Source organism: Paenarthrobacter histidinolovorans, assembly GCF_014647595.1.
GTDB classification, from domain to species: Bacteria; Actinomycetota; Actinomycetes; order Actinomycetales; family Micrococcaceae; genus Arthrobacter; species Arthrobacter histidinolovorans.
Genome location: NZ_BMPM01000002.1, coordinates 196,942 through 223,535 on the forward strand (window position 1 = coordinate 196,942; position 26,594 = coordinate 223,535).

Here is a 26,594-nt window from a genome sequence, read left to right on the forward strand (position 1 = left end):
GGACAACCGGCCATAAGTGACCCCGCGTCGCTAGACGACCCTCACGCCCGCCCGCCACACCGAGTCCGTCAGCGGGATCCCGGGACGGTACGCCAAGTGGGTCGCCGACGGTGCCTTCAGCATGTGCAGGTCAGCCCTGTGGCCGACGGCGAGCGAACCCACCGCCCGTTCGCCGTCGACGTCGTTGCCGGACTCCCGGCCCAACGCCAAGGCGCCGCCGTACGTCGCCGCCCGGACGGCCTCATGGACGCTCAAGTGCATCTGGAGAACCGCCGTGGTGACACAGAAAGCCATGGACGTGGTGTACGACGTTCCCGGGTTGCAGTTGGCTGCCAGCGCGATCTGCACGCCGGCGTCGATCAATCCGCGGCCGGGCGCCAGGGGCTGGCGGGTGGAGAGGTCGCAGGCGGGAAGGCAGGTTGCCACGGTGCCTTTGGTGCCCAGGCCCGTTGTTGGGTCCCAGCCGGTCCAGGTTTCCGCGAGCGCCGCGACATCCTTGTCCGAAAGGTAGTTCACGTGGTCCACACTTGCAGCTGCGAACTCCACGGCCAGCGCTACGCCGGGACCCTCGCCCAGTTGGTTTCCATGGACCCGCAGACCGAGCCCGGCGTTTCGGGCCGCAGTCAGGACACGACGCGACTGGTCCTCTGTGAAGGCGCCCCGCTCGCAGAACACGTCGGCCCAGCGGACATGCGGAAGCACGGCGTCCAGCATGGCGCCGCAGACCAGGTCCGTGTATTCCTCGGGGTCAGAGCCGGCCGGGACCAGGTGCGCGCCAAGATAGGTGACCTCGTCCACTTCGGCTGCGGCAATCCTGGCACTGCGGGCTTCGTTGTCCACGTCCAGCCCGTAGCCGGTCTTGCTCTCCAGGTAGGTGGTTCCCTGCGAGACGGCCTCCTTCACGCGGTCCCTCACCAGGCGCGTCAGTTCGTCGTCGCTGACGCTGCGCGTGGCTCCCGTGGTGACGGCAATGCCACCGGCGCTGTAGCTCTGCCCGGCCATGCGGGCCTCGAATTCCGCTGTGCGGTCTCCTGCGAAGACAAGGTGCGAATGCGAGTCGACCCAGCCAGGCAGGACGGCGCGGCCTTCGGCGTCGATCATTTCATCAGCAGAGGGAGCATCGTGGCGGGATCCGATCCAGGAAATCCGCTCGCCTTCAAAGACAACGGCCGCATCCTTGAGGACCCGGTGCTCCAGATCCTGGGTCATCAGCTCGCCGATGTTGGTGATGAGTGTGCTGGCTGGTGTGGTTGCGCTCATATGCCTATTGTTCAGCGCCGGATGGACCAACGGGTGGCTGCCAGTTGCTCCGCTGTCCGGGATTCCGGACTCTCCGCCTCCACCGAGCCAAGGATGAGGGCCGCAGCCAGCTCCGCGATGGCCGACGACGTCTGGAAACCGTAGCCTCCCTGCCCGGCGAGCCAAAAGAAGCCGGGAGCTTCGGCGTCGAATCCCACCACCGGGATGCCGTCCGCGGCCTCGGTCCGCAGACCGGTCCAGGCGCGGTCCACGGACTCGATGCCCAAAGTGGTCACACTGTTGAGACTGGTGATGAGTTTTTCCACGTCGCCGGGCCGCGGTTTGGCGTCCTCGGGACCGCTGGGCACATGCTCGGACGGCGAGATCAGCACTTGCTTGCCCTCCGGCCGGAAATAGAAGGAATCATCCGCCGCACACACCATGGGTGTTTCCGGCGTCAGCGGATTCCGGACGTTTACGATCGCGGCAGTCCGGCGGAACGGCTGAAGTCCCAGCTTCTCCACGCCGCTGATGACAGCCAGCTCATCTGCCCAGGCGCCGGCGGCATTAACCACGACGCCGGACTGGAACCCTTCGGTGCCGGCGCCCACCTGCCAGCCGCTCCCCAACCGCTGGGCCGAGTGGACCTTGGCCCCGGTGATGATGTCCACACCCGCAGCTTCTGCTGTCCGGCGGTGTTCGTCCAGCAGGAGCGGAGCATTGCAGCCGAAAGAGCCGTTATCGAGTCCCGCAGCAGTGAAGGAATCCGGGTTGAGGACCGGGCACAATGCCATCGCTTGGGCGTGGGTGATCCGGTGCATGTCGCCGCTGGCCTCGGCACTCACAGTCTCCTCATCGCCCACCAGCATGAAGCCCCGGGGAGTAAGGATCGGCTCCGCCGCCCGGGCGTCACGGGCTGCCAACAACTCCAAGGTCCTTGCAGTCAATTCCTGCACCACTGGCGGCCCATAGCTGGGGATCAGTTGGCGGGCCGACCGGGAAGAAGTGTGGAAGGCCAGGGACTGCTCGGCTTCCACCAAAGCTACTGTGCACTTTCCGGCCAGCGCTGCCGCCAAGGACAGCCCGCCAATACCGCCGCCAACGATTACCACGTCATAATTCGAAGCCATGGCTCCATCCTGTCAGAAGCACGCCGGACGTGGGCGGGCGTCGGCTAGGCGACCGCGGCGCGACTCTTGACGAACGCCTGAACGCACGCCTCGACGTCGTCCGCGCTGTGCGCAGCCGAGAGCTGCACGCGGATCCGGGCCACGCCCTTCGGCACTACGGGGAAGCTGAAGGCCGTGACGAAAACGCCGTTGTTGAGCATTTCGTCGGCAACCTTCGCGGCCACCACGGCGTCACCGAACATCACGGGGATGATGGCGTGCTCGCCGTCGAGAAGTTCGAAGCCTTCCTCGCTCATCCGGCGACGGAACAGCGCAGCGTTCTCGAAGAGGCGGGTGCGGAGTTCGCCCGACTCCTGGACCAGCTCGATCGCCTTGATGGTGGCCGCAACGATGGCCGGGGCGAGGGAGTTGGAGAACAGGTACGGGCGGGCCTTCTGGCGCAGCATGGCGACGATCTCGCCGCGGCCGGAAACGTAACCGCCCGAGGCACCGCCCAGGGCTTTGCCGAAGGTACCCGTGTAGATGTCCACGCGGTCGGAGACACCAGCGTGCTCGGGGGTGCCAGCGCCGGTGGGTCCCATGAAGCCGACGGCGTGGGAGTCGTCCACCATGACCAGTGCGTCGTGTTTTTCGGCGAGATCGCAGATTGCTTCGAGCGGCGCCAGGTACCCGTCCATGGAGAAGACACCGTCCGTGACGATGATCTTTCGGCGGGAACCTTCGGCTTCAACGAGCTTTGCTTCAAGGTCTGCCATGTCCTGGTTGGCGTAGCGGAAGCGCTTGGCCTTGCTCAGGCGGATGCCGTCGATGATGGAGGCGTGGTTCAGGGAGTCCGAGATGATGGCGTCGTCCGGGCCGAACAGGGACTCGAAGACGCCGCCGTTGGCGTCGAAGCAGCTGGAGAACAGGATGGTGTCCTCGGTGCCCAGGAACGCGGAGACCCGGGCCTCAAGTTCCAGGTGGAGGTCCTGCGTGCCGCAGATGAAGCGCACCGAAGCCATGCCGAAGCCTCGCTCGTCCATGGCGGACTTGGCAGCAGCGATGATGTCCGGGTGGTCGGCCAGTCCCAGGTAGTTGTTGGCGCAGAAGTTCAGGACTTTGTTGGCCGGCTGGCCGAGTTGTCCTGCGGCGATGTGGCTTGCCTGCGGGGAGTCGATGTGGCGTTCGGTCTTGAAGAGGCCGGCGGTGCGGATCTCGTCGAGTTCGCCCTGCAGTTGGTCTTTGATGGCTGAGTACATGGGTGCTCCTAAAGTTCTTGGGGGTTCGGTTGCCGTGGGGGTTCCGGTTACAGTTCAGTCCAGTCCAGGACTACTTTGCCGCCGGTACCGTTGCGGGCAATCTCGAAGCCCTTTTCCCAGTCGGCTGCGGACAGCTTGTCGGTCACGACGGCGGAGATGCTGCGGTGGAGCACGGGGTTGGAGGAGAGCATGGCGCTCATGGCGTACCAGGTCTCGAACATTTCGCGGCCGTAGATGCCCTTGAGGGTGAGCATGTGGGTGACCACCTTGCCCCAGTCGATGTCGATGGACTGGCTGGGAAGGCCGAGCATGGCGATCCGTCCGCCGTGGTTCATGTTGTCGATCATCTCAGGCAGCGCCGTGGGGTGTCCTGACATTTCGAGTCCGATGTCGAACCCTTCGCGCATACCCAGTTCCTGCTGGGCGTCGCGGACGCGCATCCTGGACACATCCACAGCGAGGTCCACGCCCATTTGCCGGGCCAGTTCCAGGCGGGGTGCGGAGACGTCCGTAATGGCGATCTTGCGGGCACCGGCATGGCGGGCGACGGCGATGGCCATCAGGCCGATGGGTCCGGCACCTGTAATGAGCACGTCTTCGCCGACCAGCGGGAAGCTCAGGGCGGTGTGGACGGCGTTGCCGAAGGGGTCGAAAATGGCCCCGAGTTCAGGGGTGACGGATTCGTCGTTGTGGACCCAAACGTTCGTCTCCGGGATCACCACGAATTCAGCAAAGGCGCCATCGCGCTGCACGCCAACGGAGACGGTGTGGATGCACATCTGGCGGCGGCCGGCGCGACAGTTGCGGCAGATTCCGCACACGATGTGCCCTTCGCCGGAGACGCGGTCTCCGACCTTGACGTCGCGGACGTCCTCGCCGATTTCCACTACTTCGCCGTAGAACTCGTGGCCTGCAATGAGCGGAGTTTCGATGATGCTTTGGGCCCAGGCGTCCCAGCTCTGGATGTGGAGATCGGTTCCGCAGATGCCGGTGGTCATCACACGGATCTTGACGTCGCCGGCACCGGTTTCGGGTTCGGGACGGTCAACGAGTTCGAACCCTGCGTGCGGTCCGGATTTGTAGAGAGCCTTCATGGGATTCCTCACTGCTGGGCTGCTTCACTGCTGCTGAGTCCATTGAAGCCCCGGCCACGATTTAGCACAACTAGATTCTTCTCAATCAACGATTTAGAATTTGCTAATGGAAATTCATCAGCTGCAGATGCTCCGCGAGCTCGGGGACCTCGGGAGCGTCAAGGCTGTCGCCGAAACGTTAATGGTCACGCCGTCGGCGGTTTCGCAACAGCTCGCCCTGCTCCAGAGGTCGGTGGATGTGCCGCTGACGCGCAAGGAGGGCCGGGCCCTGGTGCTGACAGACGCCGGCCGGGTCCTCGCCGAGGCGGGTGCCGCCGTCGTGAACGCCATGGCAGATGCGCGGGCCGCGATCGGCGCCTACCACGATGCCCCCGACGCGCCCGTCAGCGTCAGCGCCTTCCACAGTGCAGGGCAGGCACTGTTCGCACCGCTGGCCGCCCTGTTGGCGTCCGGAACATCGTCCGACGGCGGGAAGTCGCCGCGCCTGCGGCTGTCCGACGAGGACGTGGCCCAGGAGGATTTCCCCGGGTTGGCTGCACGGTATGACCTGGTGCTGGCGCACAGGATGGACAACAGCCCACAGTGGCCCGAAGACAAGGTAGCGGTGATCCCGCTCGCCGACGAGCCCTTGGACATCGCCCTTCCAGCTGATCACCCGCTCGCATCCCGCCGCGAACTGGAGCCGTCCGACGTCGTGGATGAACCCTGGGTGACCAGCCGCGACGGCTACTCTCCCGCGGATGTCCTGGCCGCCGTCGTGGCTGTGAGTGGCAGGCCCGCGGAGGTACTGCACCGCATCAACGACTATTCAACCGTGGCGGCGCTGGTGTCCGCCGGTGGTGCGATCGGACTGCTGCCGAGGTTCACGGCCCGAAGGGTGCTGGACGCCGGTGTGGTGCTGCGTCCTTTGTCCGGCGTGAACTCCGTACGCAAAATCGACATCCTGGCCCGCCCGGAGACGCTGAAACGGAAATCGGTCATGACGGTTTGCGAGTCACTTCAAACCGTCATGACCGGGCTTTCCGAACCCACCTGAGTCAGTCGCGGACCAAGGCGGGCTGACCGGCGTCGAAGTAGGCCACCAGTTCGGCGGGAAGTTCGGGGACCTCACGCGCCGAGCCGTCGCCCCGCAGGGATTCAGCGGCAAGAATTCCCGCTACCACTGCCTGCCGCGCGGCGATGGGACTGGTCTGTGTGCGCCCGCCGGAGGAAGCGAAACGGAGGAACTCCTCAATCAGGCGCGGATCGGCACCACCGTGGCCACCTTCGCCGTCCTGGATGGTGATGACCTCATCCGGTGCCGCATACCCGGACGACCGGCTGGTCCATACATTGATGGTCTCCCCCGGCCCATCGCCCAGGTTCTCGATCCGGCCCTTGGTGCCGATGATGGTGTAGTTCCGCCAGTAGTCCGGCGTGAAATGGCACTGCTGGTACGAGGCCAGCACACCGTTGTCCAGGACCATGTTCATCATGGAAATGTCCTCGACGTCGATCACCTCGGCCAGATCCTTCTGCTCAGTCGGCGGCCAGTTGTCCAGGGAGAACCAATCCCCCATGCGTTTGCCGGTGTTGTCGGCACGGTTGGCGACGTCGCCGTAGACGGCAAGATCGCCGACGGCGGCAACCCGCTTGGTGTAGCCACCGGCGAGCCAGTGGATCACGTCGATGTCGTGCGCACCCTTCTGGAGCAGGAGGGACGTGACGTTGGCGCGCTGGGCGTGCCAGTCCTTGAAGTAGTAGTCCCCGCCGTGGCCTACGAAGTGGCGGCACCAGACAGCCTTGACGTCCCCGATCCTGCCATCTTCGATAAGTTGGCGCATCTGCACCACCACCGGCATGTGGCGCATATTGTGTCCCACGTACAGGCGCGTGCCGGTTTCAAAAGCCGTGCTGAGGATCAGGTCCGCCGCCTCGACCGTGATGTCCAGCGGTTTTTCGCAGAAGGTGGGGATGCCCGCCTTGAGCGTCCGGACAGCGACGGCGGCGTGCTGGTTATCGGGGGTCAGGACCAGTACGGCGTCCAGGCCGCTGGTCAACAGTTCGTCAAGGTCGGCAGTGATGCGGGCAGTGGGAATGCGCTGGGCGGCATCAGCCCGGCCACGCTCACTGAGGTCGCAGATGATGGTGACCTCGGAGCCTTTGCCGGGTTTGTGGGCGTGCTTCCACAGCCCCGAACGCAGCCCGAATCCTACGATTCCGACCTTCAAATCCTTATCCATGGTGTGCAATTTCCTTCTGCTGATTCTTAGTAAAGTCTGGTGGCGGTGCTGCGGTGGGGCGCCGATTCGCGCACGAACAGATGCCACGGGAAGTCAAGGACGGCGGGCTCGTCGTGGTCGCCGTGCCCGGCAGCACGTTTCAGGAGCCGACGGGCGAGCTTGTCGAAGAAATCCACGGGACCAACGGTGCTGAGCGAGGGCGACATCCGCTCACCCTCCACCGTGTTGCCGACACCGATGATGTCCACGTCCACGCCGACCCCCAGCCCAAGGCGCTGTGCCGCGTTGATGGCACTGACCGCTGCGTAATCCGTGGTGGCGTAGATGGCAGTGGGGCGGTCCGGCATGCTGAGGAGCCGGGTGGAAGCGGCATAGGCGCCGGCGGTGGTCCCATCGAACAGCCCCACGTAGTCCTGCCGCTCCGGGATGCCGGCCGAGGCCAAAGCATCGGAATAGGCCCGGTACCGCGATCCCCCGGAGGTGCCGGAAGCCGTTGCCGGAGTCAGGCAAGCGATCCGCCGGTGTCCGTGGAGCAGGTGCTCCACGGCCATCCGGCAGCCGGGCCCGGCAATGGAACGGATGACATCGAAGCCTTCCGCGTCCAGGACCTCGTCGAAAACCACCAGGGTGGTCCCGCGCGCCGCCAACTTCCGCAGGTCATCGCGCTGGTTCCCGCGGACAGCATCGACGAACACGGCGTCAGCGTTGTGGGTCCCGAGCACTTTGACCCAGTCCGCATCACCGAGGATCATCGGCGTGATTCCCAGCGGAACAGCTGCCTTCTGCACGGCTTCGATGACGGACAACGACCACGGATCGGAGAGCATGGTCAACGACAGGATCACCGTGTTGGTGCGGCCCGTCCGGATGGCCCGGGCCGCCTGGTTGGGGCGGTAGCCCAGCCGCTCCGCAGCAGCCTTGACCTTTTCCGCCGTCGGATCCGAAACGCCCGGTCCGCCGTCACCACGCCGCCCTGACAACACGTAGGACACCGTGGCGGTGGAGACGCCGGCCAGTTCGGCCACCATTCGGATGGTGGGCCGTACTCCGGTGCTGCTCGCTTTTGCCATGGTTCCCCCTGCTTGTTCGTGTACTTTTGCGTCTTGTTCGTTGAGGCTAGCTCCTGAATACCGGCACGTTGGGATCCAACGCGGCCTGGTACTCATCACGCATCTTGTCCCCGCCTTCGCTCTTCCAACGCTTGACCGCGTCCTTGAGCTCGTCGATCTTGGCCCTGCCCGTGATGATGTCCACCACTTTGTCGCGCAGCTGCTTGGTGATCTTGGCACCCACCTTGGCGTTGGTGTCCGAGTACGAGCCGTTGGTGGGGTTGCGCCAGGCGAACTCCAGCAGCTTCTCTTCCTGCTGGCTGACGTAGCGGGTGTCGTCGTCGAATCCGGGGTTGAAGATGACATTCTCCGGGCTGGACATGATGTTCAATGCCGACACCAGACCGGGTGCGTTTGTAGTCCCCGTGTCCGTGCGGACAGGGTTGCCCGAGGCATCGATGGTGTAGTCCTGGCCGAGCTCGCCGAAGTTCTTCTGCATGTACTCAACAGTGCCGAAGGGGGCGGACAGGTAGTTGATGAGTGCCAGCAGTTCGCGGATCCTGCCCTCTTCAGCCTTCTTGAACGGGGTGAATCCCACCGTGCCGTAACCCATGTCGTAGACGGGCTTGACCTTGCCGTCGGCGCTGAAGGGGATCAGGATGTCGAACTGGACGTCCTTGTTCAGGGCGCGGTAACTCCGGATGTCATGCGGGCCGCTGACCACCTGCGCGGCCACGCTTCCGTTGGCCACGCGGGAACGGATGTCAGTGGCCTTGGAGTCCGGGTAGAAGACGCCCCCTGCGAACATCTTGGCGGTGAACTCGACCCCTGCCAGGTATTCGTCGGTCTCGTACAGATGCGTCAGGGTGCGGTCCTTGTTGACGGCCCAGCTGTTCGGGGCTCCAAACCACTCGGTCACCATGTGCAGGGCGTTGATGTAGGCCGGTTCCAGGGCGTATTGCTGGTCACCCGGACGCGTCAGTTCCTTGGCTTTGTCCAGGAACTCATCAGCGTTGGCCGCTGCAAAGCCGCCCACTTTCGCCCAGACGTCGTGGTTGCCCACGTACACCTGGCCGAACGGGGTGCTCGGGATGGGCGCTCCCCAGATCTTGCCGTTCACGACGGCGGTCTTCCAGGAGTCGGGCTTGAGTGCGGCCAGATTGGGGTACTCAAGGACGGCGTCACCGGAAAGGTAGGGCGTCAAGTCCTGGAATTTTGCTTCGAGCATGGGCCCGACGTTGGGAATGCCTTGGTTCGGCGGAACCCACATCATGTCCGGGAGGTCGTTGCTGGCCAGCACGGTGGCGAACTTGGCCGGGTAGCCGTCTCCTATGTCCTCGGCGATCTGCAGTTCCAGGTCGCCGCCGAGCTTGGTGTTGAGGCGCTGCCAAAAAGGATTGTCCTTCAGGCCCGGGCTCATGGTGTCGAAGGTTTCGGTCAGGCCTGTGACCTTTCCCTTGAGCGGCGGAGTCTTCACGGACTGCACAGCGGTGGGCAGTTTGAAGTAGCCGGACTGCAGGCCCTTGGCGTTGCCCGCGATGTCCGGGGTGACGCCAGTGAATTCCTTGTAGGTGGGCAGTTTGACCGAAGCGGAGGCAGCGGCGCCTCCGTTGCCGCCGGCGCCCCCGCCACCGCAGGCGGACAATCCGGCTGCGGTCACGGCCAAGCCTGCGAGGCCAAGGAAACCGCGGCGGCTGAATCCAGCCTGTGAGGAAGTGCTCGTCATGGCATAACCCTTTCTGGTTATTTGCTTCATGGTGTGGGTTTCAGTTCTTTTCGGGCTCCGCTGGTGCGGCTAGCCCTTCACGGCGCCAGTGATGACGCCCTTGGCAAAGTGCTTCTGGAGGAACGGGTAGACCATCAGGATGGGGACCAGCGCAACCACCACCACCGCCATCTGGATGGACTGCGGCGGCGGGGTTGTGGTGATTCCCAGCTGGTCCGCCGCCCCGCTCCCCTGGACCACGAAGTTGCGGAGCAGGAGCTGGATGGGCCATTTGCTGTGGTCGTTGATGTAGAGGAGGGCGTTGAAGAACGAATTCCAGAAGCCCACCGCGTAGAACAGGCCGACGACGGCGATCACGGCTTTGGACAGCGGCATGACGATGCGCCACAGGATTTGCCAGTCGTTGGCGCCGTCGATCCTGGCACTTTCGATCAGTTCGCCCGGGATGTTCATGAAGAACGAGCGCATCACCACAAAGTTGAAGGCTCCGAAGATGCCCGGAAGGATCAGGGACCAGAGGGAATCCAGCAGGCCCAGTTGACGGATCATCAGGAACGACGGGATCAGCCCCGGCGCAAAGAGGAGGGTAAAGAGCACTGCCAGGATGACGGGCCTGCCAAAGAGGACCGAACGGCTGGTGGCATAGGCCATGGTGATGGTCACGAAGAGCGCCAGAATGGTGCCCACAGCGGTAATGAGCACACTCACTCCCAGCGACTGGAGCACCATGGGGCCCTTGAAGATGGTGGCGTAGGCCTCGAGGGTGGGTCGTTCGGGCCACAGGACGAAGCCGCCGGCCTTCACGAGCTGTTCAGTGTCAGCGAGGGACGTTGAAACCACCAGGAGGATGGGCGTCAGGATGGACAGGCTGAAGACGATCAAGACCACTGCTTTGACCGTTTGGTACAGCGCGGAAGGCTTTTCCTTCCACACCGGTCGCTTGGGGTTGTAGCTCAGTTCGCGGGGTTTCCTGGTGAAAAGTGTTGTTGCCATGGGGTTCTCCTTGTGCGGCAGCCGCGTGGGCTAGCGTGCCTGCTTAGCAAAAATTCCGTCTTCGCCGAAGCGGTGGGCAAGTTTGTTGGCGCCGTAGATCAGCAGGGCGCTGACGACGCCCTTCGCGAGACCGGCCGCTGCACCGGAGCTCCAACCGCCTCCCACTACGCCGGTGTAGTAGGTGAAGGTGTCCAAGACTTCCGCGGCCCCGGCTCCTACGGCGTCCCGCTGCAGGATGAACTGTTCGAAGCCGACGGAGAGAATGTCGCCGATGCGGAGGATCAGGAGCAGGACTATCACCGGACGCAGTCCGGGGAGGGTGATGTGCCACATCCTCCGCCAGCGCCCGGCGCCGTCGGCTGCTGCAGCTTCGTAGAGCGAGGCGTCGATGCTGGCCAGCGCCGCCAGGAAGATGATCATGGCCCAGCCCGCGTCTTTCCAGATCATCTGGACCACCACCATCACGGGGAAGGTCTCCGGATTGGTCATGAAGGGAATTGGATCCATCCCCCAGTCACGCAGGAGGTTGTTGACGAACCCCGCGCCGCCCAGCATCTGCTGGAAGAACGCGATGACCAGGACCCAGGACAGGAAGTGCGGGAGGTAGGCGATGCTCTGGAAAATCTTCCGGACCCGCGTGCTGACGAGCGAGTCCACAATCAGGGCCAGTACCAGCGGAACCGGGAAAAGGAAGACCAACTGCCAGGCCGCCAGGTACAGGGTGTTCCAGAAGGCGTGGATGAAATCAGGATTGCCGAACAGGTCCACGAAGTTCTGCCAGCCCACCCACAGGCTGTCTCCGATGCCGAGGTATGGCTGGTAGTCCTGGAAGGCGATGACGTTGCCCAGGATGGGGATGTAGAAGAAAAGCAGGAGGAAGAGCACTCCCGGCACCATCATGAGCAGCATCTGCTTGTCGCGCCGAAGGCGGGACCGGAAGCTCTGTTGCGGGACCTTGTTTCTCTTCCGCTTCTTCGCACCGGCCGCGGCGGTCTTTCCACCTGCCCGGGCGGGGACTCGGCGAGCTTCGGGCAATGCCGGAGCCTGTTCCGTCGTCGAGTTCATGCTGTCTCCTCAAGTGTTGAGCGAAAGCCATCAATGTGATTCAGGCCACGCTCGTTAACCGTTTAACAAACCATAAGTGACTCCCCTCTCTTTTTGCAAGATCATGATCGAAACTGCTCGCAGAAATCAGGTTTCGTCACTATTGCGTACGCTGGTCTTTGAATAAGTGAGGTCCTTTGGCCGCCTTCCTGCGTGCTGCCCGCACCGTTGCCGCCCAGGGCACCCGTAACAACGGGTGCGAACGGCGGAAAGAGGTGCGCCTCCGGGCTACGAGTGGCGCGCACGGCGGAACGAGGTGCGCCGGGCGAGTACAGGGGTGCCTTTGACGGGCAAGGGTGCGCCGATAAAGTACAAGGGGTTGGAACATTAACAGAAGGTTGACATGGCAGATTGCTGTAGCCCGGGCGCCGACGCCAGGGCGCACGAGGAGCCGCGGCTGACGCTCCCCTTACCCGGGCTCGTTGGAAATCGTGGGGCGAGTACCGCCGTCGACTTGTCCGCGAGGCCCGGGTCTTCCGGGACGAAGCAGGAAGCAGGCATCGAACGCGGCGACGTCCAGGTTCCGGCGGGCATTTTCGCCATGGGCGACCCGTTCGAAGAAGGCTACGAAACCGACGGAGAGTCGCCGGTGCACGAGGTGCGGGTCAGTGGCTTCAGGATCAGCGCCACGACAGTCACCAACCAGGAATTCGCAGCATTCATCGACGCCACCGGATACCGCACCGAGTCAGAGATCTTCGGGACATCGGCCGTGTTCCACCTGGCCGTCAAAGCGGACAAGACGGACATCCTCAACAACGTCACCACCGTCCCGTGGTGGCTGAACGTTCGTGGAGCCGACTGGGCCCATCCGGCCGGTCCCCTCTCCCACTGGAGCGAAGCAGCGGACCACCCGGTGACCCATGTGTCGCACAACGACGCCCTGGCGTACTGCGGATGGGCGGGCCGCCGGCTGCCGACCGAAGCCGAATGGGAATACGCAGCGCGGGGCGGACAGCAAGGGCAGCGCTACCCCTGGGGCAACCAACTGCACAATGACGCGCCGGGCAAGGCAGCCCACAATTGCAACATCTGGCAAGGCGACTTCCCGGCCCGCAACGAGCTCGGCGACGGCTACCTCACCACAGCCCCCGCGCGATCCTTTGCCCCCAACGGCTACGGCCTCTACCAAACCAGCGGGAACGTCTGGGAGTGGTGCAGCGACTGGTTCCTGCCCAAGTACTACAAGACGTGCCTGGCTCAAGGAACGGTCGAGAACCCGCAAGGGCCCACCATCGGGCGGGGCAAGGTGATGCGTGGTGGCTCGTACCTCTGCCACGACTCCTACTGCAACCGCTACCGTTTGGCCGCGCGGAGTTCGAACACGCCGGATTCGGCCAGCGCGAACCTCGGTTTCAGGACTGTGGCTCTGTAGTTTGCTTGGGTCCGTGTACGCGGTGGCCGCCCATGAGCCCGTGTCCGCCCTTGAGGCCGTACCCACCCTTGAGCCCTGCCGGAAGCTCGCCTACAACAATCCTTGTTGCCGAGACAGTGTCGCCGTCTTTGGTTCCGCTGATGTGGACCTTGTCGCCGGCCTTCAGGTCAGCAGCCGTGGCCGACGGCAGTTCAGGCCTGCTCTTGCCGTTGCCGTTGCGGAGCTGCGACAAATCGGCGGGAATCCTGGTGATCCTGGTGTCGGTGGTGATCGCGTACCGCTGGGTGAACCCGTCCTCGCTCTTCACCGTGATGTCCGGGCCACTCACCGAATCAATGGTTCCCGCCTGGGTGAGGACGGTGCGGAAACTCCCGTCCTGTTGCTTGACGACGTGTTCACCATGGATGGCCCGGGATCCGGCTTTGTCGGAAGCGGCGGCGGATCCGGCTTTGGCGGTGGCAGAAGGGCTCGGTGTGGCAGAAGGGCTCGACGGCGAAGGGCCGGGCTGGGTGCCGGCCCATACGGCTGCGCCCCCGGCACCGGTCAAAGTGACGGCGATCCCGCCGGCTAGAAGGGCCTTCCGAAGGCCCGGTTTGAAAGTGGCCATGCATCCATTGTGCGCCCAAAATTGTCCGGCCAAAACAAAGCAGGCCGCAGCAAAAGCTGCGGCCTGCTTTGAGGGACTCCGGGCTGTTAGCCCTCTACGGCAAGCTTCTCCAGGATGAGCTCGCGGACGCGGCCGGCATCTGCCTGGCCACGGGTGGCCTTCATGACGCCGCCTACAATCGCGCCTATGGCCTGGACCTTGCCGCCACGGATCTTCTCCGCCACGTCCGGCTGGGCGGCCAGGGCGGCATCGATGGCTTCCAGGAGGGGGCCGTCGTCGGAAACAACCGCGAGGCCGCGCTTTTCGACGATTTCCGCCGGGGTGCCTTCGCCGGCGAGGACGCCGTCCAGGACCTGCGTGGCCATCTTGTTGTTGATTTTGCCGCCTTCGACGAGCTTGTTCAGCTCGACGATGACCTGTGGCGTGACGCCGAGTTCGGAAGGATCGACGTCGGCCACCTTGGCGCGGCCTACGATCTCACCCATCCACCACTTGCGGGCAACATCGGCGGAGGCACCGGCTGCAATGGTTTCCTCGATCGAGTCCATGACACCGGCGTTCACGACGTCGCGGAACTCCAGATCCGAGTAGCCCCAGGCTTCCTTGAGTCGCTTGCGACGTTCCGCCGGCGGCTCGGGAAGGGTGGCGCGGAGTTCTTCCACCCACTCACGCGAGGCGACGACGGGAACCAGGTCCGGCTCCGGGAAGTAGCGGTAATCGTCAGCGTCGGACTTGGGCCGGCCCGACGTCGTCGAACGCGTGTCCTCGTGCCAGTGGCGCGTCTCCTGGATAACCGGCTCGCCGGACTCAAGGACGGCGGCGTGCCGCTGGATTTCGTAACGGACGGCGTGCTCGACGGCGCGCAGCGAGTTCACGTTCTTGGTCTCCGAACGGATGCCGAAACGTTCGCGGCCGTGCGGGCGGAGGGAAACGTTGGCGTCGCAACGGACGTTGCCGCGTTCCATCTTGGCGTCGGAAACACCGAGGTTCTTCACGATCTCGCGGACCGCGGCGACGTAGGCCTTGGCCAGTTCAGGCGCCCGGCTGCCGGCACCCTCGATCGGCTTGGTGACGATCTCCACCAGCGGCACACCCGAACGGTTGTAGTCCACCAGCGAGTAGTCGGCACCCTGGATGCGGCCTGCAGCGCCGCCCATGTGGGTCAGCTTTCCGGCGTCTTCTTCCATGTGGGCGCGTTCGATCTCCACGCGGAAAACCGTGCCGTCCTCCAGCTCGATGTCGAGGTAACCGTCGTAGGCGATCGGCTCGTCGTACTGCGAGGTCTGGAAGTTCTTGGGAGTGTCCGGGTAGAAGTAGTTCTTTCGGGCAAAGCGGCAGGATTCGGCGATCTTGCAGTTCAGGGCAAGGCCAATCTTGATGGAGGACTCCACGGCAGCCTTGTTCACCACGGGTAGGACGCCGGGCATGCCCAGGTCAACCTCGTTGACGTTGGTGTTCGGCTCGTCACCGAAAACGTTGGGTGCCGAGGAGAACATCTTGGTCTTGGTGTTGAGTTCCACGTGGACCTCGAACCCCAGGACGGGATCGTACTTCTCCATGGCCTCTTCGAAGCTCAGGGTTGCATCGACGGACATTAGTTGGAACCTCCGGCGGTTGTTGCGGCAGAACCAAGGACAGGCGCCTTCGCAAGGATCGGGCCGCCCCACTTCTCTTCAAGTGCGGATTCGAGGACTGCGCCAACACGGTACAGACGTGCATCCTGGCGGGCCGGAGCCAGCAGCTGGATGCCCACCGGAAGGCCGTCTTCGTCCGCGAGGCCACCCGGGAGGGACAGGCCCGGAATACCGGCAAGGTTGGCCGGGATTGTTGCGACATCGTTCAGGTACATCGCCAGCGGATCTTCCAGCTTCTCCCCCAGCTTGAACGCCGTGGTGGGCGCCGTGGGCGAAATCAGGACGTCGGCCTTCGCGAAAGCGGCGTCAAAGTCGCGCTGGATCAGCGTACGGACCTTCTGTGCCGAGCCGTAGTAAGCGTCGTAGTAGCCGGCGCTCAAGGCGTAGGTACCAAGGATGATGCGGCGCTTGACTTCGTCTCCGAAGCCGGCGGCCCGGGTAGCGCCCATGACACGTTCTATGGTCATGGGACCGTCCTTGGGCAGCTCACGCAAGCCGAACCGGACGCCGTCGAACTTGGCCAGGTTGCTGGAAGCCTCGGACGGCATGATCAGGTAGTACGCGCCCAGGGCGTACTTCAAGTTGGGGCAGGAGACCTCGACGATGTCAGCACCGGCGTCCTTCAGCAACTGAAGGGACTCGTTGAAACGTTTCTCGACGCCGGCCTGGTAGCCCTCGCCGTGAAGCTCCTTGACGATGCCGATCTTCATGCCGTCAACGTTGCCTAGGCGGGCGGCAGCAACGAGATCGTTGAACGGATCCGTCAGCGATGTGGAATCAAAGGGATCGTGACCGCCGATGACTTCCTGCAGCAGTGCCGAGTCCAGCACAGTCCGGGAAACCGGGCCGATCTGGTCCAACGACGACGCCATGGCAATGGCGCCATACCGGGAAACAGCACCATAGGTCGGCTTCACGCCAACCGTTCCGGTGACGGCACCAGGCTGGCGGATCGAGCCACCGGTGTCGGTGCCCAGCGCCAGCGGCGCTTCGAAAGCGGCGACGGCGGCAGCGGAGCCACCGCCGGAACCGCCAGGGATGCGGTCCAGGTCCCACGGGTTGCGCGTTGGTCCGAATGCGGAGTGTTCCGTGGAAGAACCCATGGCGAACTCATCGAGGTTGGTCTTGCCCAGGATCGGCATCCGGGCTGCGCGCAGCTTCTTGACGACTGTGGCGTCGTAGGGGCTGTGCCAGCCCTCGAGGATCTTCGAACCAGCGGTGGTCGGCTGGCCGATGGTGACGATGAGGTCCTTCACCGCGATCGGCACACCGGCCAGGGCATGCAGTTCCTCTGCAGCGGCACCACCGGCTGCGCGGGCAGCGTCAACATCGGCGGCGACTGCCAAGGCCTCTTCGCTGTTGACGTGGAGGAAGGCGTTAACCTGTCCATCGACGTCAGCAATGCGGTCGAGGTGCGCCTGCGTCACTTCGACGGCGGAAACTTCGCGGGCGGCCAGCTTGGCTGCGAGGTCGGCAGCGGAGTGGCGGATGAGTTCGTTCTTCAGCTCAGTCATGGTGATTAGTCCTCATCCAGGATTGCCGGGACCTTGAAACGGTTCTCGAAAGCATCCGGGGCGCCTGACAGCGCCTGCTCGGCCGTGAACGTGTGACCTACGACGTCCTCACGGAACACGTTGGTCAACGGAATCGGGTGCGATGTTGCCGGAACATCGTCCCCGGCAGCCTCGCTCACGCTCTTCACCGAATCCACGATGACAGCAAGCTCAACAGCCATCCTGTCCAGTTCTTCGGCACTCATTTCAATGTGAGCCAGACGCGCAAGATGCGCGACGTCGTCACGGTTGATCGCAGCCATGGATCTCCCCTGCAAAGTTCAAATGGTTTTCCGAACCAGTCTACTTGGCTGCGCGCCGGCTTCAGCGCCGGTTCAAGTGCTGCGCGTTCAGCTCATCCAGTTGCGCGTCCGTCAGCTGATCGAAACCGCGTGCCTCACGTTTGTCGCTCCTGGAAAAGCGGATGAACATCAGGATGATGAGGGGCAGGTCGACGATCTCGCAGATGAACCACAGGGCGTCCCCCGCCAGCTGTTGGTCGCGGAGAGGGTCCGGGAACCACCCCGCCATGGCCTGGGTGGTGGTGACGTGGTCCAGGACCTGGCCGTTGAGACGGAGCAGGATGCCCGGCACGGCATCGGCCAGGAGTTCGATGAAAACGAACACGAACTCCAAGGTGATGTACGCGCTGGAACGCTGGAAATCCGCTTCTTCGATGATGGGCAGGGCCATCAGGAGGCCCAGCAAAGGAATGCAGACGGTCAGGAGGATTTCGGCCAGCGGATCGGCACGCAGCGTATGGAAGGCGGGCGTGAGGAAGGTTGAGAAGAGCGCCAAGCCGATCAGCGGGGCGGCCAGGGAATTGCTGAAGAAGCGCACAACGCGGTGGGACAGCACGGTGTTCAGCGTTTCCACACCCTTGGCGGACAGTGCCGCGCGGGCCAGCGTGATAGGCCGGCCCAATCCCATCAGGAGGGGGACAACAAACAGAAGCAACGTGACTTTAAGGGTGAAAGCCCAGCGCAGATCCGCGCTGTAGACCCCGCTGAATCCACAAGTGAGGACGGCCAGGGAGCCAAGGCCGAGGAGGTAGAAGGCCAGTGTCCGCCAGAGGGGCCATGTTTGCCCGTTCCTGCCGGCGGCCCGGATCCCCAGGCCGTACAGCACGCCAAAGGTGCTGATCATTGCCAGGGCTGCCCAGTCGATTTGCCAGGCACTGATGATGAGTTCAAGGGGCGGCACAGGCCCATGATATTCCCGCCGGCTGGGCGCCCGGCTGATAGGGGAAATTCCCAGAATGGCTCAGTAACATGGGCCGCTTCTGACCCCCAAGGAAAGGCCGGCCCTGTGCAAGGTCGTCACGAAAGTCCCGACCCCAACCGCTCCGACCCAGCTCTTGCCGCTTATCCAGGGCAGGGAAACCTGGTTGACGGCAGCCTCGCTTCGCCCTCCCGCAAACGTCGCCGCTGGCTGCGGCTCGGTGTCTTGGTGATGGCCGCAGTCCTGCTCGGGGTGCTGTGCTTTGGCGGTTATTGGCTCTGGCGGTTGCAGTCCAATATCTCCACGAGTGCGCTCGGAGCCGGGGGCGCCCGCACCGAGGGACCGGTGGATGACCGCAAGGACCGGCTGCAGATTCTGGTCTTGGGCAGCGACACCCGCAGCGGCAAGAACAGCCAGTACGGCACGGCGGACCAGTCATCGGGCTACGGCCAATCCGACGTCATGATGCTGGTGGATATTTCCGCGGACAACAACAACGTCAATGTCATCAGCTTTCCGCGCGACCTCATGGTGGATGTTCCCGAATGCCAGGACCAGGCCACCAAGCAGCAACATGCTGCCCGGGAGGACGCAATGATCAACAGCGCCATGGCCGAAGCCGGGATTGGCTGTGCCGTGGACACGGTCAACAAGCTCACCGGCCTGGAAATCGACCACTTCATGATGGCGGACTTCAACGCCGTCAAAGAACTCTCCACCAAGGTGGGAGGCGTGGATGTGTGCGTCAACTCGGATGTCTACGATCCCGACTCCGGACTCCGGCTTCCCAAGGGAACCTCCCAGGTCAAGGGTGACCAGGCCTTGGCGTTCCTGCGCACCCGGCATGCTTTCGCCGACGGCGGGGACCTGGGCAGGATCCAGGCCCAGCAGGCCTTCCTTGGTTCGCTCGTGCGCAAGCTCAAATCCGAAGGCACCCTCTCCAACCCGCAAAAAGTGCTGGACATCGCCGACACGATGACCAGCAACCTCACCGTAGACACCGGATTGTCTTCCGTTCCGGCACTGCTGACCATCGCCGACCGCCTCAAGAACATCGACCCCGCCAAGGTCAATTTCGTGACCGTACCGACTGTTCCTGCGCCGTCCGACCCCAACCGGCTGGCCTTGGCCGAACCCGCAGCGTCGCAGCTTTTCTCTGCCCTCCAGCACAGCGCCGACCTCAGCCAGGGCGCGGCTCCCACGGCCGGGCCTTCCACCCCGCCGGCCAAACCTTCCTTCGACAAAGCACTCCAGCCGGTTTCCGTTGCCAACGGCACGTCGGTGACGGGTCGGAGCAACGCCATCGCCGCGACGCTGGCCGCCGCCGGCTACACCAAGACAAGCCGGCTGCAGGCCCAGCCACAGGCCCAAACCATGATCTACTACCAGGCCGGTTTCGACGACGTCGCAACCGATATCGCCGCAATGTTCGGGCTTCCGGCCACCAGCGTCCAGGAGGTCACCGGCATTGCGGGCGTCCAGCTCTACGCCGGCGAGGACTTTGCCTCCGGCGATAAGCCGGTCCAGGCGCCGGCACAAGGAAGCATTCCCAGCCAAACGGCAAATGACCAGACCTGCCAGGCAACAAACCCGGCAGGCTGATCATTTACTGTGGCGCTGCGGCGCCTCGCTGGTAGGGAGAGCGGATGGTCAGCCGATGCCGATCGCTCCGGTGAGGACTCCGACGGCCAGCATCACGATCGAGATGACGGCGGTGCGCCAGAGGACCTTCTTGTGGTGATCGCCCAGGTCAACCTTGGCCAGCGACACCAGCAGCAGAATGGCCGGAACCAAGGGGCTCTGCAGGTGGAAAGGCTGGCCCGTGATGGAAGCGCGGGCCATGTCCGCGGCTCCAACACCATAGTGGGCGGCGGTTTCACTCAGGACCGGCAGGACGCCGAAGTAGAAGGCGTCGTTGCTCATGAAGAAGGTCATCGGGATGCTCAGCAGGCCGGTGATGACTGCCATGAACGGGCCCATTTCCGCAGGGATGATCTGGACCAGCCATTCGGACATCGCCTTGACCATGCCCGTACCGTTCAGCACACCGGTGAGGACTGCCGCGGCCATGACCATGCTGACTACGGCGACGATCGACGGCGCGTGTGCAATCAACTGCGCGCCCTGGTCCTTGACCTTGGGGAAGTTCACCAGCAGGGCGATGGCAGAGCCGACCATGAAGACGAACGGCAGCGGAACGATGTTGGCAACCAGGGTCACCATGACGGCAACCGTGAGGCCCAGATTGAACCAGAACAGCTTGGGACGCAGGGTGGTGCGGTTGGGGTCCAGGGCAGTGTCGGCCATGGCGGTGTCGTGGTCGTCGACCAGGGTTTCGGGACGATCAAGAACGGCGACGCCGGCGCCCCCGCCGGAGCCGGGCTTGCCGGCGGTGCGGCCGAAGCCGAAGCGGCCCTTGCCCGAACCTGATCCGGAACCCGCGGTGCCGGAAGCTGCGGCGAGCGAGCCGCCGCGGCCCGTGCCGCCGTCGAACGCTTCAGAGGGATCAGCGACCTCGCCCCAGATCTCCGGAGCTGCGGTGCGCAGACGGTTGCGTTCCTGCAGGCCGAGCAGCCAGGAGAAGACCAGTACGACGATCAGGCCGACGATCAGGGACGGGACCATGGGGACGAAGACGTCGTTGACGTCGAGCTTCAGGGCTGTGGCGGCACGTGCGGTGGGGCCGCCCCACGGCAGGATGTTCATGGTGCCGTTGGCCAGGCCTGCCACACAGGTCAGGACCACGGGACTCATCTTGAGGCGCAGGTACACCGGGAGCATGGCGGCGGTAGTAAGGATGAAGGTGGTGGAGCCGTCTCCATCGAGGGAAACTGCGGCGGCCAGGATGGCGGTGCCCAGGACAACCTTGGCGGGGTCGTTGCCCAGCTTGCGGAGGATGAACTTCACCAGGGGATCAAAAAGTCCGACGTCGATCATGAGGCCGAAGTAGATGATGGCGAACATGAGCAGCGCCGCCGTGGAGGTCATGGACTTCATGGAATCCATGACCATGGGACCGATACCGAGGCCCGCCCCGGCGAAGAGGCCGAAGACGGTGGGGACGATGATCAGCGCCAGGACGGGCGTCAACTTTTTGGTCATGATCAGGACCATGAATACCGCAATCATTGCGAATCCAAGCAAAACCAGCACGGCCGGCTCCTTACTACTGTGAATGGCGCCACGTCGGTGTGATGCGCACTACAGACATTAGGGTGGCGTCCGTCACGGGCCGGGGTTTACGGGAATTGTTGGGAATACTGCTCGTTGCGAACGTTTTGCGCATTGTGCTCAGTGCTTCAATGGATCTGGAGGAAAGGACTGACGGTGCCCCGTAGCAAGAAAACCAGTATGCGCTTTTCCACCCAGACGCTCCTCCTCCAGCTCGGGGTAGTACTGCTGGTAGTTCTGCTCAGCGGAGTTGTCCACGCCTGGCTGGTGTATGAACGGATCGGCGATGAAGCCGAAAACCAGGCCCTTACCCTCGCCAGGACAGTCGCTGCCGATCCCGACATCCGCGCAGACGTCCAGGCCATCAGCAAAGAAGAGGGCACGCCGCCACCCGACATCCTCGCTGCCGGTCCTCTCCAGAACGCGGCGGAGGCAGCCAGGGTCCGGACGGGTGCACTGTTCGTTGTCATCACGGACGAAACCGGGCTGCGCCTTGCACACCCGGACACCGCACGCCTCGGCGAGCGGGTCAGCACCGACCCCTCGGTGGCCCTTGCCGGCGAAGAAATCACCACACGCAACACCGGCACACTGGGACCTTCCGCCGGCGCCAAAGTACCCGTCTACTCCCCCGACGCTCCAGGCACAATCGTGGGCGAAGTCAGCGTGGGATATTCCGTGGAGTCCCTGACCAAGAGCCTGGTGCGCGACATCGCGCCCATTGCCCTCACCGCCGGCGGAGCCCTGCTGGCGGGCGTCCTTGCCTCGTTCCTGCTCCGCCGCCGGCTCCAGCGGCTCACACTCGGACTCGAACCCGAGGAAATCAGCACCCTGGTCCACGATCAGGTTGCGGTGCTCCAAGGCGTTGATGATGGCGTGATCGGCATCGCCGCCGACGGCCGGATCTCCGTGTTCAACGCGGCCGCCGCGCGGCTTCTGGACATGCCCGATGCGACGGGCCAGGACTGGACCTCGGCAAACGTCCCCGAACAACTCAAGCAACTCACGCGGCCGGCGGCACAGGACGCCCAAGCCGTGGAAATCGTGGCCGGTGGACGGGTCCTTGTGGCAAGCGCCCGCAAGGCATGGCACCGGAAGGAAGACCTCGGTTGGGTGGTTATGCTGCGCGACCGCACCGAATTGCAGCAACTGACCCGGCAACTGGATGCTGTGGGAACCATGTCCGCTGCGCTGCGGGCCCAGCGCCACGAATTCGCCAACCAGTTGCACACCATCGCCGGCTTCATGAGCATCGGCCAGCACGATTCCGCCAAGGATTACCTGGCCAGGATCTCCGCCACCGGGCCATTGAAATTCCCGGTGGAGCAGGCCGAACTGTTGCAGGATCCCTACCTCCAGGCCTTCGTCGGCGCCAAAGGTGTGGAAGCATCGGAACGCGGTGTTGCCCTGCGCATCGGCCCCGAAACCCTGGTCCGTGGACACGTGGCCGACCCCCAGGACGTCACAACAGTGCTTGGCAACCTGATCGACAACGCGGTGAGCGCCGCCGTCGCCGGTTCTGCCGTGGAACGCTGGGTGGACATTGAGCTGCTGGACGAGCAAAGCCCCGACGGCGGCGCGCTTCACATCGTGGTGGCGGACTCCGGCGACGGCCTGGGCGGGCTGGAACCCGAGGAGGTTTTCGCGGAAGGCTTCACGACGGCGGAGCACCCGGTGCGTCCGGGCGCCGGGCAAGGCCTGGGGCTTGCGCTGGTTCGGCAGCTGGCGCGACGACGCGGCGGCGATGTCCGCGTGTTGGAACCGGGGACGGCGGGAGGGCCTGGGGCAGTGTTCATGGCCACCATCCCGGGAGTGATGGACGGCGCGGGATCCGGCACCACCGGGACCGGCTCAACGACGAGGGAGGACAACGGTGGCTGAGGACCTGAGGGTGCTGATCGTGGACGACGACTTCCATGTGGCAAGGCTCCACGCTGCGTACGTGGATTCAGTGGCGGGATTCATGGCGCTGGCCCCGGCGGGGTCCGTGTCCCAGGCGCTCCAGGCCATCCACAGCCTGCGGCCGGATCTTGTGCTGTTGGACGTCTACCTGCCCGACGGGTCCGGGCTGGACCTCCTGGGCCAGCTGGACGTGGACGCCGTGATGCTCACTGCCGCTTCCGATGCCCAGTCCATCAAAGTGGCGCTGCGCAGGGGTGCTCTGGGGTACATGCTCAAGCCCTTCACCGCAGAATCCCTGTCGCAGCAGCTCAGGTCGTATGCGCGCTACCGCCGGATCCTGGGACAGCAAACCGCCGTCGACCAGACCACCATTGAGCGGGCCAAGCGTTCCCTCATTCCTGGCGACGTTGCCCCCGCTGCGAAACCGCGGTCTGCCACCGAAGCGGCCGTGCTGGAATCCCTGGTCCCCGGCGAACAGTACTCCGCAGCGGAGGTCGCCGAGCGTGTTGGCGTTTCCCGGGCCACAGCGCAAAGGTACCTGTCCTCGCTCGCGGACGACGGCGCCGTCGAGATCCAACTGCGCTACGGAAGCACCGGCCGCCCGGAACACCGTTACGGCATCCCGGGCTGACCCAAGTAAGTAGCAGATCAGGCCGTTCCGAACGCTGGGAACGACCCGATCTGCGACCCAGTTGGGGGGCTGCTAGGCGGACTTCTGCGCCACGAGCTCGATTTCCACCAGCATCTGCGGATCCAGGAACGGCAGGACGTGAACCAGCGAGAGCGTTGGGCGGATCTCACCGAAGACCTCTCCGTGCGCACGGCCGGCGTCTTCCCACTTGCTGATATCGGTCAGGTACAGCTTGGACTGCACCACGTCCTCGTACGAGAACCCGGCGTCTTCCAGTACTGCGCCGAGCTTCTCAAGAATGTATTTTGTTTGCGAGTAGAAGTCGTCGCCAACAATTGCCGGTTCGCCGTCCACGGTCCCGCTGGCCGCCGTCGCGGAGATGAAGAGAGTGTTGTCCACCTGGACTGCGCGGGAGTACCCAAGGGTCTGCTCCCAGACCGAACCCGTGCCGAATGTCTTGCGCATGCCGCGCCTTCCTGTCGTTGCGCCCGGCCCGGTGACCGGCGCTTCGAAGGAAACTTTATGACTGCCCGAGCTCGAGCCTGTAAACGAACAGTTTTATGTCGGTGCCCGGCACGAACCAGTCGCGGTGCGGTGCGCGGTCAAAACCGGTGCGGGCGTACAGCGCGTTGGCACTTTCCCAGGTAGCGCCCGTGGTCAGGGACACGGCATTGATACCGTCCATGGCTTTGGCCTGGTCGACGACGGCCTGCACCAAGGCGCGGCCCGCGCCGGAACGCTGGACTGCGGGGTCCACAACGAGGGTCCGCAGTTCCAATTCGTCCTCAAGGCCAATGTCCGAGAAACCCCCGCCGGCCGGAGCGGCTGTGACGGAACCGATGACCTCGCCGTTGCGCTCGGCCACCAGGATCTCTGCATGCTCCGCGCGGCCGGCCACATCCTGGAGCTTCTGCAGGTACGGGTGGTCGGCGTCGCCGTAGTACCCCGCAGTGACGTAGGAGTCCTGCGTAATGCGGGCAACGGCGTCGTAGTCTTCGGGCAGGGCGGGACGGACGGTAATCGGCGAAAGCACCTACCAATGGTAGTCGCGCCCGACCCACCCAGGGCGCCAATAGGGCGTTTCCGTGATGGAACTATCACCTTTGGGCAAGGCTCCACGTCGGATGGCCGGGTTGCGCAGCCGCGTGGCAGAAACGACCGGGTTGCTTTTCCATTGCCTCCCGTGGCGTCGGATGCCGTTCCATTGCGCTCGGTGAACCCCGGTTTCGCGCTGTTGCGGGCACATGTCGGGCTGCTGGCGGGGATCTTCGGGGACGTGCTTAAGTTGCCACACACCCGCCCCACACCGTCCTGAACCGAGGAGAAACCATGACCCCGCCAGACCGTCAACTGCACCTCAACGCCTTCCTCATGAGCACCGGACACCATGAGGCGTCCTGGCGCCTTCCGGAAAGCGATCCCTTCGCTTCGACCAAAATAGAGCACTACCGGCACCTTGCCCGCACTGCGGAACGGGGGAAGCTGGACTCCATCTTCTTCGCCGACTCTCCCGTCCTCTTCGGCGAAGTGGGCCGGCGCCCGGCCGGAAAGCTGGAGCCGACGGTGCTGCTGACCGCCATCGCCGCAGCCACGGAAAAGATCGGCCTGATCGCCACCGCCTCCACCACCTACAACGACCCCTTCAACCTCGCACGCCGCTTCGCCTCCGTGGACTGGGTCAGCGGCGGACGCGCAGGGTGGAATGTCGTGACCACGGCCGGGCCTGACGCGGCCAGGAACTTCGGGGTGGACGACCAGCCGGCGCACGCAGTCCGCTACGAACGCGCAGCCGAATTCATCGAGGTGGCGCAAAAGCTCTGGGACAGCTGGGACGACGACGCGATTCTCGCCGACAAGGCCGACGGAGTGTGGGGTGACGACACCAGGATCCGCGTCATTGACCACGAGGGAAAGCACTTCCGGGTCCGCGGCCCCCTCAACGTACCCCGCTCACCGCAGGGGCACCCCCTGGTTGTCCAGGCAGGGTCCTCCGAAAACGGGAAGAACCTGGCGGCGCAGTATGCCGAAGCAGTCTTCACAGCCCACCAGACCCTGGGTGATGCGCAGGAGTTCTACTCGGATTTGAAGGCACGCACGGCGGCTGCCGGCAGGAATCCAGAGGGCATCAAGATCCTGCCCGGCATCGTCCCGGTGATCGGCTCCACCGAAGCCGAAGCCCTGCGGCTCGAACGGGAGCTGGATGAGCTCATCAAGCCCGAGTACGCGCGCGAGCAGCTCGCCAAGACCTTGCGGCTGGCGCCCGAGGACCTTCCCCTGGACCGGCAACTCCCTGCGGACCTGCCCTCCGAGGACGACATCGAAGGAGCCAAGAGCCGATACACCCTGATTGTGGAGCTGGCCCGCCGTGAGCAACTGACCGTCAGGCAGTTGATCGGGCGGCTTGGTGGCGGCCGGGGACACCGGACCTTCTCCGGCACACCGGAACAAGTGGCCGACGCCATCCAGGAATGGTTCCATGCAGGCGCGGCTGACGGCTTCAACATCATGCCGCCGGTTCTGCCTTCCGGCCTGGAGATCTTTGTAGACCACGTGGTGCCGGTCCTGCAGCAACGCGGACTGTTCCGCACCGAATACAGCGCCTCCACGCTGCGCGGACACTACGGGCTGGAACGGCCAGTCAACCGCTACGCCGGAACCGCCGCGCAGGAACTGACCTCCATCGGGTCTGCCTTCTAGCCCGGCCC

The 26,594-nt window shown here is 64.2% G+C and carries 23 protein-coding genes; 6 read left to right on the plus strand and 17 right to left on the minus strand.

Annotation, left to right across the window (positions count from 1 at the left end):
* Positions 1–30: 30 nt before the first annotated feature.
* From hutI to tdh, 4 genes are read right to left on the minus strand one after another with little or no spacing between them, the layout of a single operon-like run.
* The gene (gene hutI / locus IEY62_RS05570; protein WP_189014787.1) at positions 31–1,260 is read right to left on the minus strand and encodes an imidazolonepropionase; all 1,230 of its coding nucleotides are present in this window, start codon (positions 1,258–1,260) and stop codon (positions 31–33) included.
* 11 nt (positions 1,261–1,271) lie between these two features.
* Entirely contained in the window at positions 1,272–2,369 is a 1,098-nt protein-coding gene (locus tag IEY62_RS05575) for an NAD(P)/FAD-dependent oxidoreductase (protein ID WP_189014789.1), read from the minus strand.
* Between the two features lie 44 nt (positions 2,370–2,413).
* Positions 2,414–3,607, minus strand: coding sequence for a glycine C-acetyltransferase (locus IEY62_RS05580; protein WP_189014791.1), 1,194 nt, complete (start codon positions 3,605–3,607; stop codon positions 2,414–2,416).
* 47 nt (positions 3,608–3,654) lie between these two features.
* A complete protein-coding gene (gene tdh / locus IEY62_RS05585) occupies positions 3,655–4,701 on the minus strand; it encodes an L-threonine 3-dehydrogenase (RefSeq protein ID WP_189014793.1) in 1,047 nt (348 codons plus the stop codon).
* Between the two features lie 106 nt (positions 4,702–4,807).
* On the opposite strand from tdh, the gene IEY62_RS05590 reads away from it, so the two are divergent.
* Complete coding sequence (locus IEY62_RS05590; RefSeq protein ID WP_189014795.1) at positions 4,808–5,737, plus strand: LysR family transcriptional regulator; 930 nt, start codon at positions 4,808–4,810, stop codon at positions 5,735–5,737.
* 1 nt (position 5,738) lies between these two features.
* Here IEY62_RS05590 and IEY62_RS05595 read toward each other — a convergent pair whose 3' ends face one another.
* From IEY62_RS05595 to IEY62_RS05615, 5 genes are all read right to left on the minus strand, one after another.
* Complete coding sequence (locus tag IEY62_RS05595) at positions 5,739–6,923, minus strand: Gfo/Idh/MocA family protein (protein ID WP_229785094.1); 1,185 nt, start codon at positions 6,921–6,923, stop codon at positions 5,739–5,741.
* A gap of 26 nt (positions 6,924–6,949) precedes the next feature.
* Positions 6,950–7,993 (minus strand): LacI family DNA-binding transcriptional regulator, encoded by a 1,044-nt coding sequence (locus IEY62_RS05600; protein ID WP_189014799.1) that lies wholly within the window; start codon positions 7,991–7,993, stop codon positions 6,950–6,952.
* A 46-nt stretch (positions 7,994–8,039) separates the two neighbouring features.
* Complete coding sequence (locus IEY62_RS05605) at positions 8,040–9,698, minus strand: type 2 periplasmic-binding domain-containing protein (protein WP_189014801.1); 1,659 nt, start codon at positions 9,696–9,698, stop codon at positions 8,040–8,042.
* Between the two features lie 69 nt (positions 9,699–9,767).
* Positions 9,768–10,691 carry a carbohydrate ABC transporter permease gene (locus IEY62_RS05610; RefSeq protein ID WP_189014803.1) on the minus strand — a complete coding sequence of 308 codons (924 nt, stop codon included), beginning with the start codon at positions 10,689–10,691 and terminating at the stop codon, positions 9,768–9,770.
* A 30-nt stretch (positions 10,692–10,721) separates the two neighbouring features.
* Complete coding sequence (locus IEY62_RS05615) at positions 10,722–11,756, minus strand: ABC transporter permease (protein ID WP_189014805.1); 1,035 nt, start codon at positions 11,754–11,756, stop codon at positions 10,722–10,724.
* 382 nt (positions 11,757–12,138) lie between these two features.
* On the opposite strand from IEY62_RS05615, the gene IEY62_RS05620 reads away from it, so the two are divergent.
* Positions 12,139–13,170 carry a formylglycine-generating enzyme family protein gene (locus IEY62_RS05620; protein WP_189014806.1) on the plus strand — a complete coding sequence of 344 codons (1,032 nt, stop codon included), beginning with the start codon at positions 12,139–12,141 and terminating at the stop codon, positions 13,168–13,170.
* Here IEY62_RS05620 and IEY62_RS05625 read toward each other — a convergent pair.
* The 5 genes from IEY62_RS05625 to IEY62_RS05645 all read right to left on the minus strand — a co-directional run bounded on the left by IEY62_RS05625 (position 13,151) and on the right by IEY62_RS05645 (position 18,167).
* A complete protein-coding gene (locus tag IEY62_RS05625) occupies positions 13,151–13,777 on the minus strand; it encodes a hypothetical protein (RefSeq protein WP_189014808.1) in 627 nt (208 codons plus the stop codon). The two genes, IEY62_RS05620 and IEY62_RS05625, sit on opposite strands and share 20 nt — an antisense overlap.
* Positions 13,778–13,863: 86 nt before the next feature.
* A complete protein-coding gene (gatB, locus tag IEY62_RS05630) occupies positions 13,864–15,372 on the minus strand; it encodes an Asp-tRNA(Asn)/Glu-tRNA(Gln) amidotransferase subunit GatB (RefSeq protein WP_189014810.1) in 1,509 nt (502 codons plus the stop codon).
* The gene (gene gatA / locus IEY62_RS05635) at positions 15,372–16,925 is read right to left on the minus strand and encodes an Asp-tRNA(Asn)/Glu-tRNA(Gln) amidotransferase subunit GatA (RefSeq protein WP_189014812.1); all 1,554 of its coding nucleotides are present in this window, start codon (positions 16,923–16,925) and stop codon (positions 15,372–15,374) included. The genes gatB and gatA overlap by 1 nt, the downstream gene beginning before the upstream one ends.
* 5 nt (positions 16,926–16,930) lie before the next feature.
* Positions 16,931–17,227 (minus strand): Asp-tRNA(Asn)/Glu-tRNA(Gln) amidotransferase subunit GatC, encoded by a 297-nt coding sequence (gene gatC / locus IEY62_RS05640; RefSeq protein WP_018777425.1) that lies wholly within the window; start codon positions 17,225–17,227, stop codon positions 16,931–16,933.
* A gap of 61 nt (positions 17,228–17,288) precedes the next feature.
* A complete protein-coding gene (locus IEY62_RS05645; protein WP_189014814.1) occupies positions 17,289–18,167 on the minus strand; it encodes a cytochrome c oxidase assembly protein in 879 nt (292 codons plus the stop codon).
* 105 nt (positions 18,168–18,272) lie between these two features.
* On the opposite strand from IEY62_RS05645, the gene IEY62_RS05650 reads away from it, so the two are divergent.
* Positions 18,273–19,787, plus strand: a complete 1,515-nt coding sequence (locus tag IEY62_RS05650; RefSeq protein ID WP_189014817.1) for an LCP family protein — start codon at positions 18,273–18,275, stop codon at positions 19,785–19,787.
* A 48-nt stretch (positions 19,788–19,835) separates the two neighbouring features.
* Here the strand turns inward: IEY62_RS05650 and IEY62_RS05655 are convergent, their stop codons facing one another.
* The gene (locus tag IEY62_RS05655; protein ID WP_189014819.1) at positions 19,836–21,338 is read right to left on the minus strand and encodes a CitMHS family transporter; all 1,503 of its coding nucleotides are present in this window, start codon (positions 21,336–21,338) and stop codon (positions 19,836–19,838) included.
* A 198-nt stretch (positions 21,339–21,536) separates the two neighbouring features.
* On the opposite strand from IEY62_RS05655, the gene IEY62_RS05660 reads away from it, so the two are divergent.
* Both IEY62_RS05660 and IEY62_RS05665 read left to right on the plus strand, forming a co-directional pair.
* The gene (locus tag IEY62_RS05660) at positions 21,537–23,237 is read left to right on the plus strand and encodes a sensor histidine kinase (protein ID WP_189014821.1); all 1,701 of its coding nucleotides are present in this window, start codon (positions 21,537–21,539) and stop codon (positions 23,235–23,237) included.
* Entirely contained in the window at positions 23,230–23,889 is a 660-nt protein-coding gene (locus IEY62_RS05665) for a response regulator (RefSeq protein WP_189014823.1), read from the plus strand. The genes IEY62_RS05660 and IEY62_RS05665 overlap by 8 nt, the downstream gene beginning before the upstream one ends.
* A gap of 72 nt (positions 23,890–23,961) precedes the next feature.
* Here IEY62_RS05665 and IEY62_RS05670 read toward each other — a convergent pair whose 3' ends face one another.
* Together IEY62_RS05670 and IEY62_RS05675 are read right to left on the minus strand one after the other, a co-directional pair.
* Positions 23,962–24,354 carry a RidA family protein gene (locus IEY62_RS05670; protein ID WP_189014825.1) on the minus strand — a complete coding sequence of 131 codons (393 nt, stop codon included), beginning with the start codon at positions 24,352–24,354 and terminating at the stop codon, positions 23,962–23,964.
* 55 nt (positions 24,355–24,409) lie between these two features.
* The gene (locus IEY62_RS05675; RefSeq protein ID WP_189014828.1) at positions 24,410–24,922 is read right to left on the minus strand and encodes a GNAT family N-acetyltransferase; all 513 of its coding nucleotides are present in this window, start codon (positions 24,920–24,922) and stop codon (positions 24,410–24,412) included.
* A gap of 296 nt (positions 24,923–25,218) precedes the next feature.
* Here IEY62_RS05675 and IEY62_RS05680 point away from each other — a divergent pair, with 296 nt between their 5' ends.
* On the plus strand, positions 25,219–26,586 hold the full coding sequence (locus IEY62_RS05680) for an LLM class flavin-dependent oxidoreductase (protein ID WP_189014829.1): 1,368 nt from the start codon (positions 25,219–25,221) through the stop codon (positions 26,584–26,586).
* The last annotated feature ends 8 nt before the right edge of the window (positions 26,587–26,594 follow it).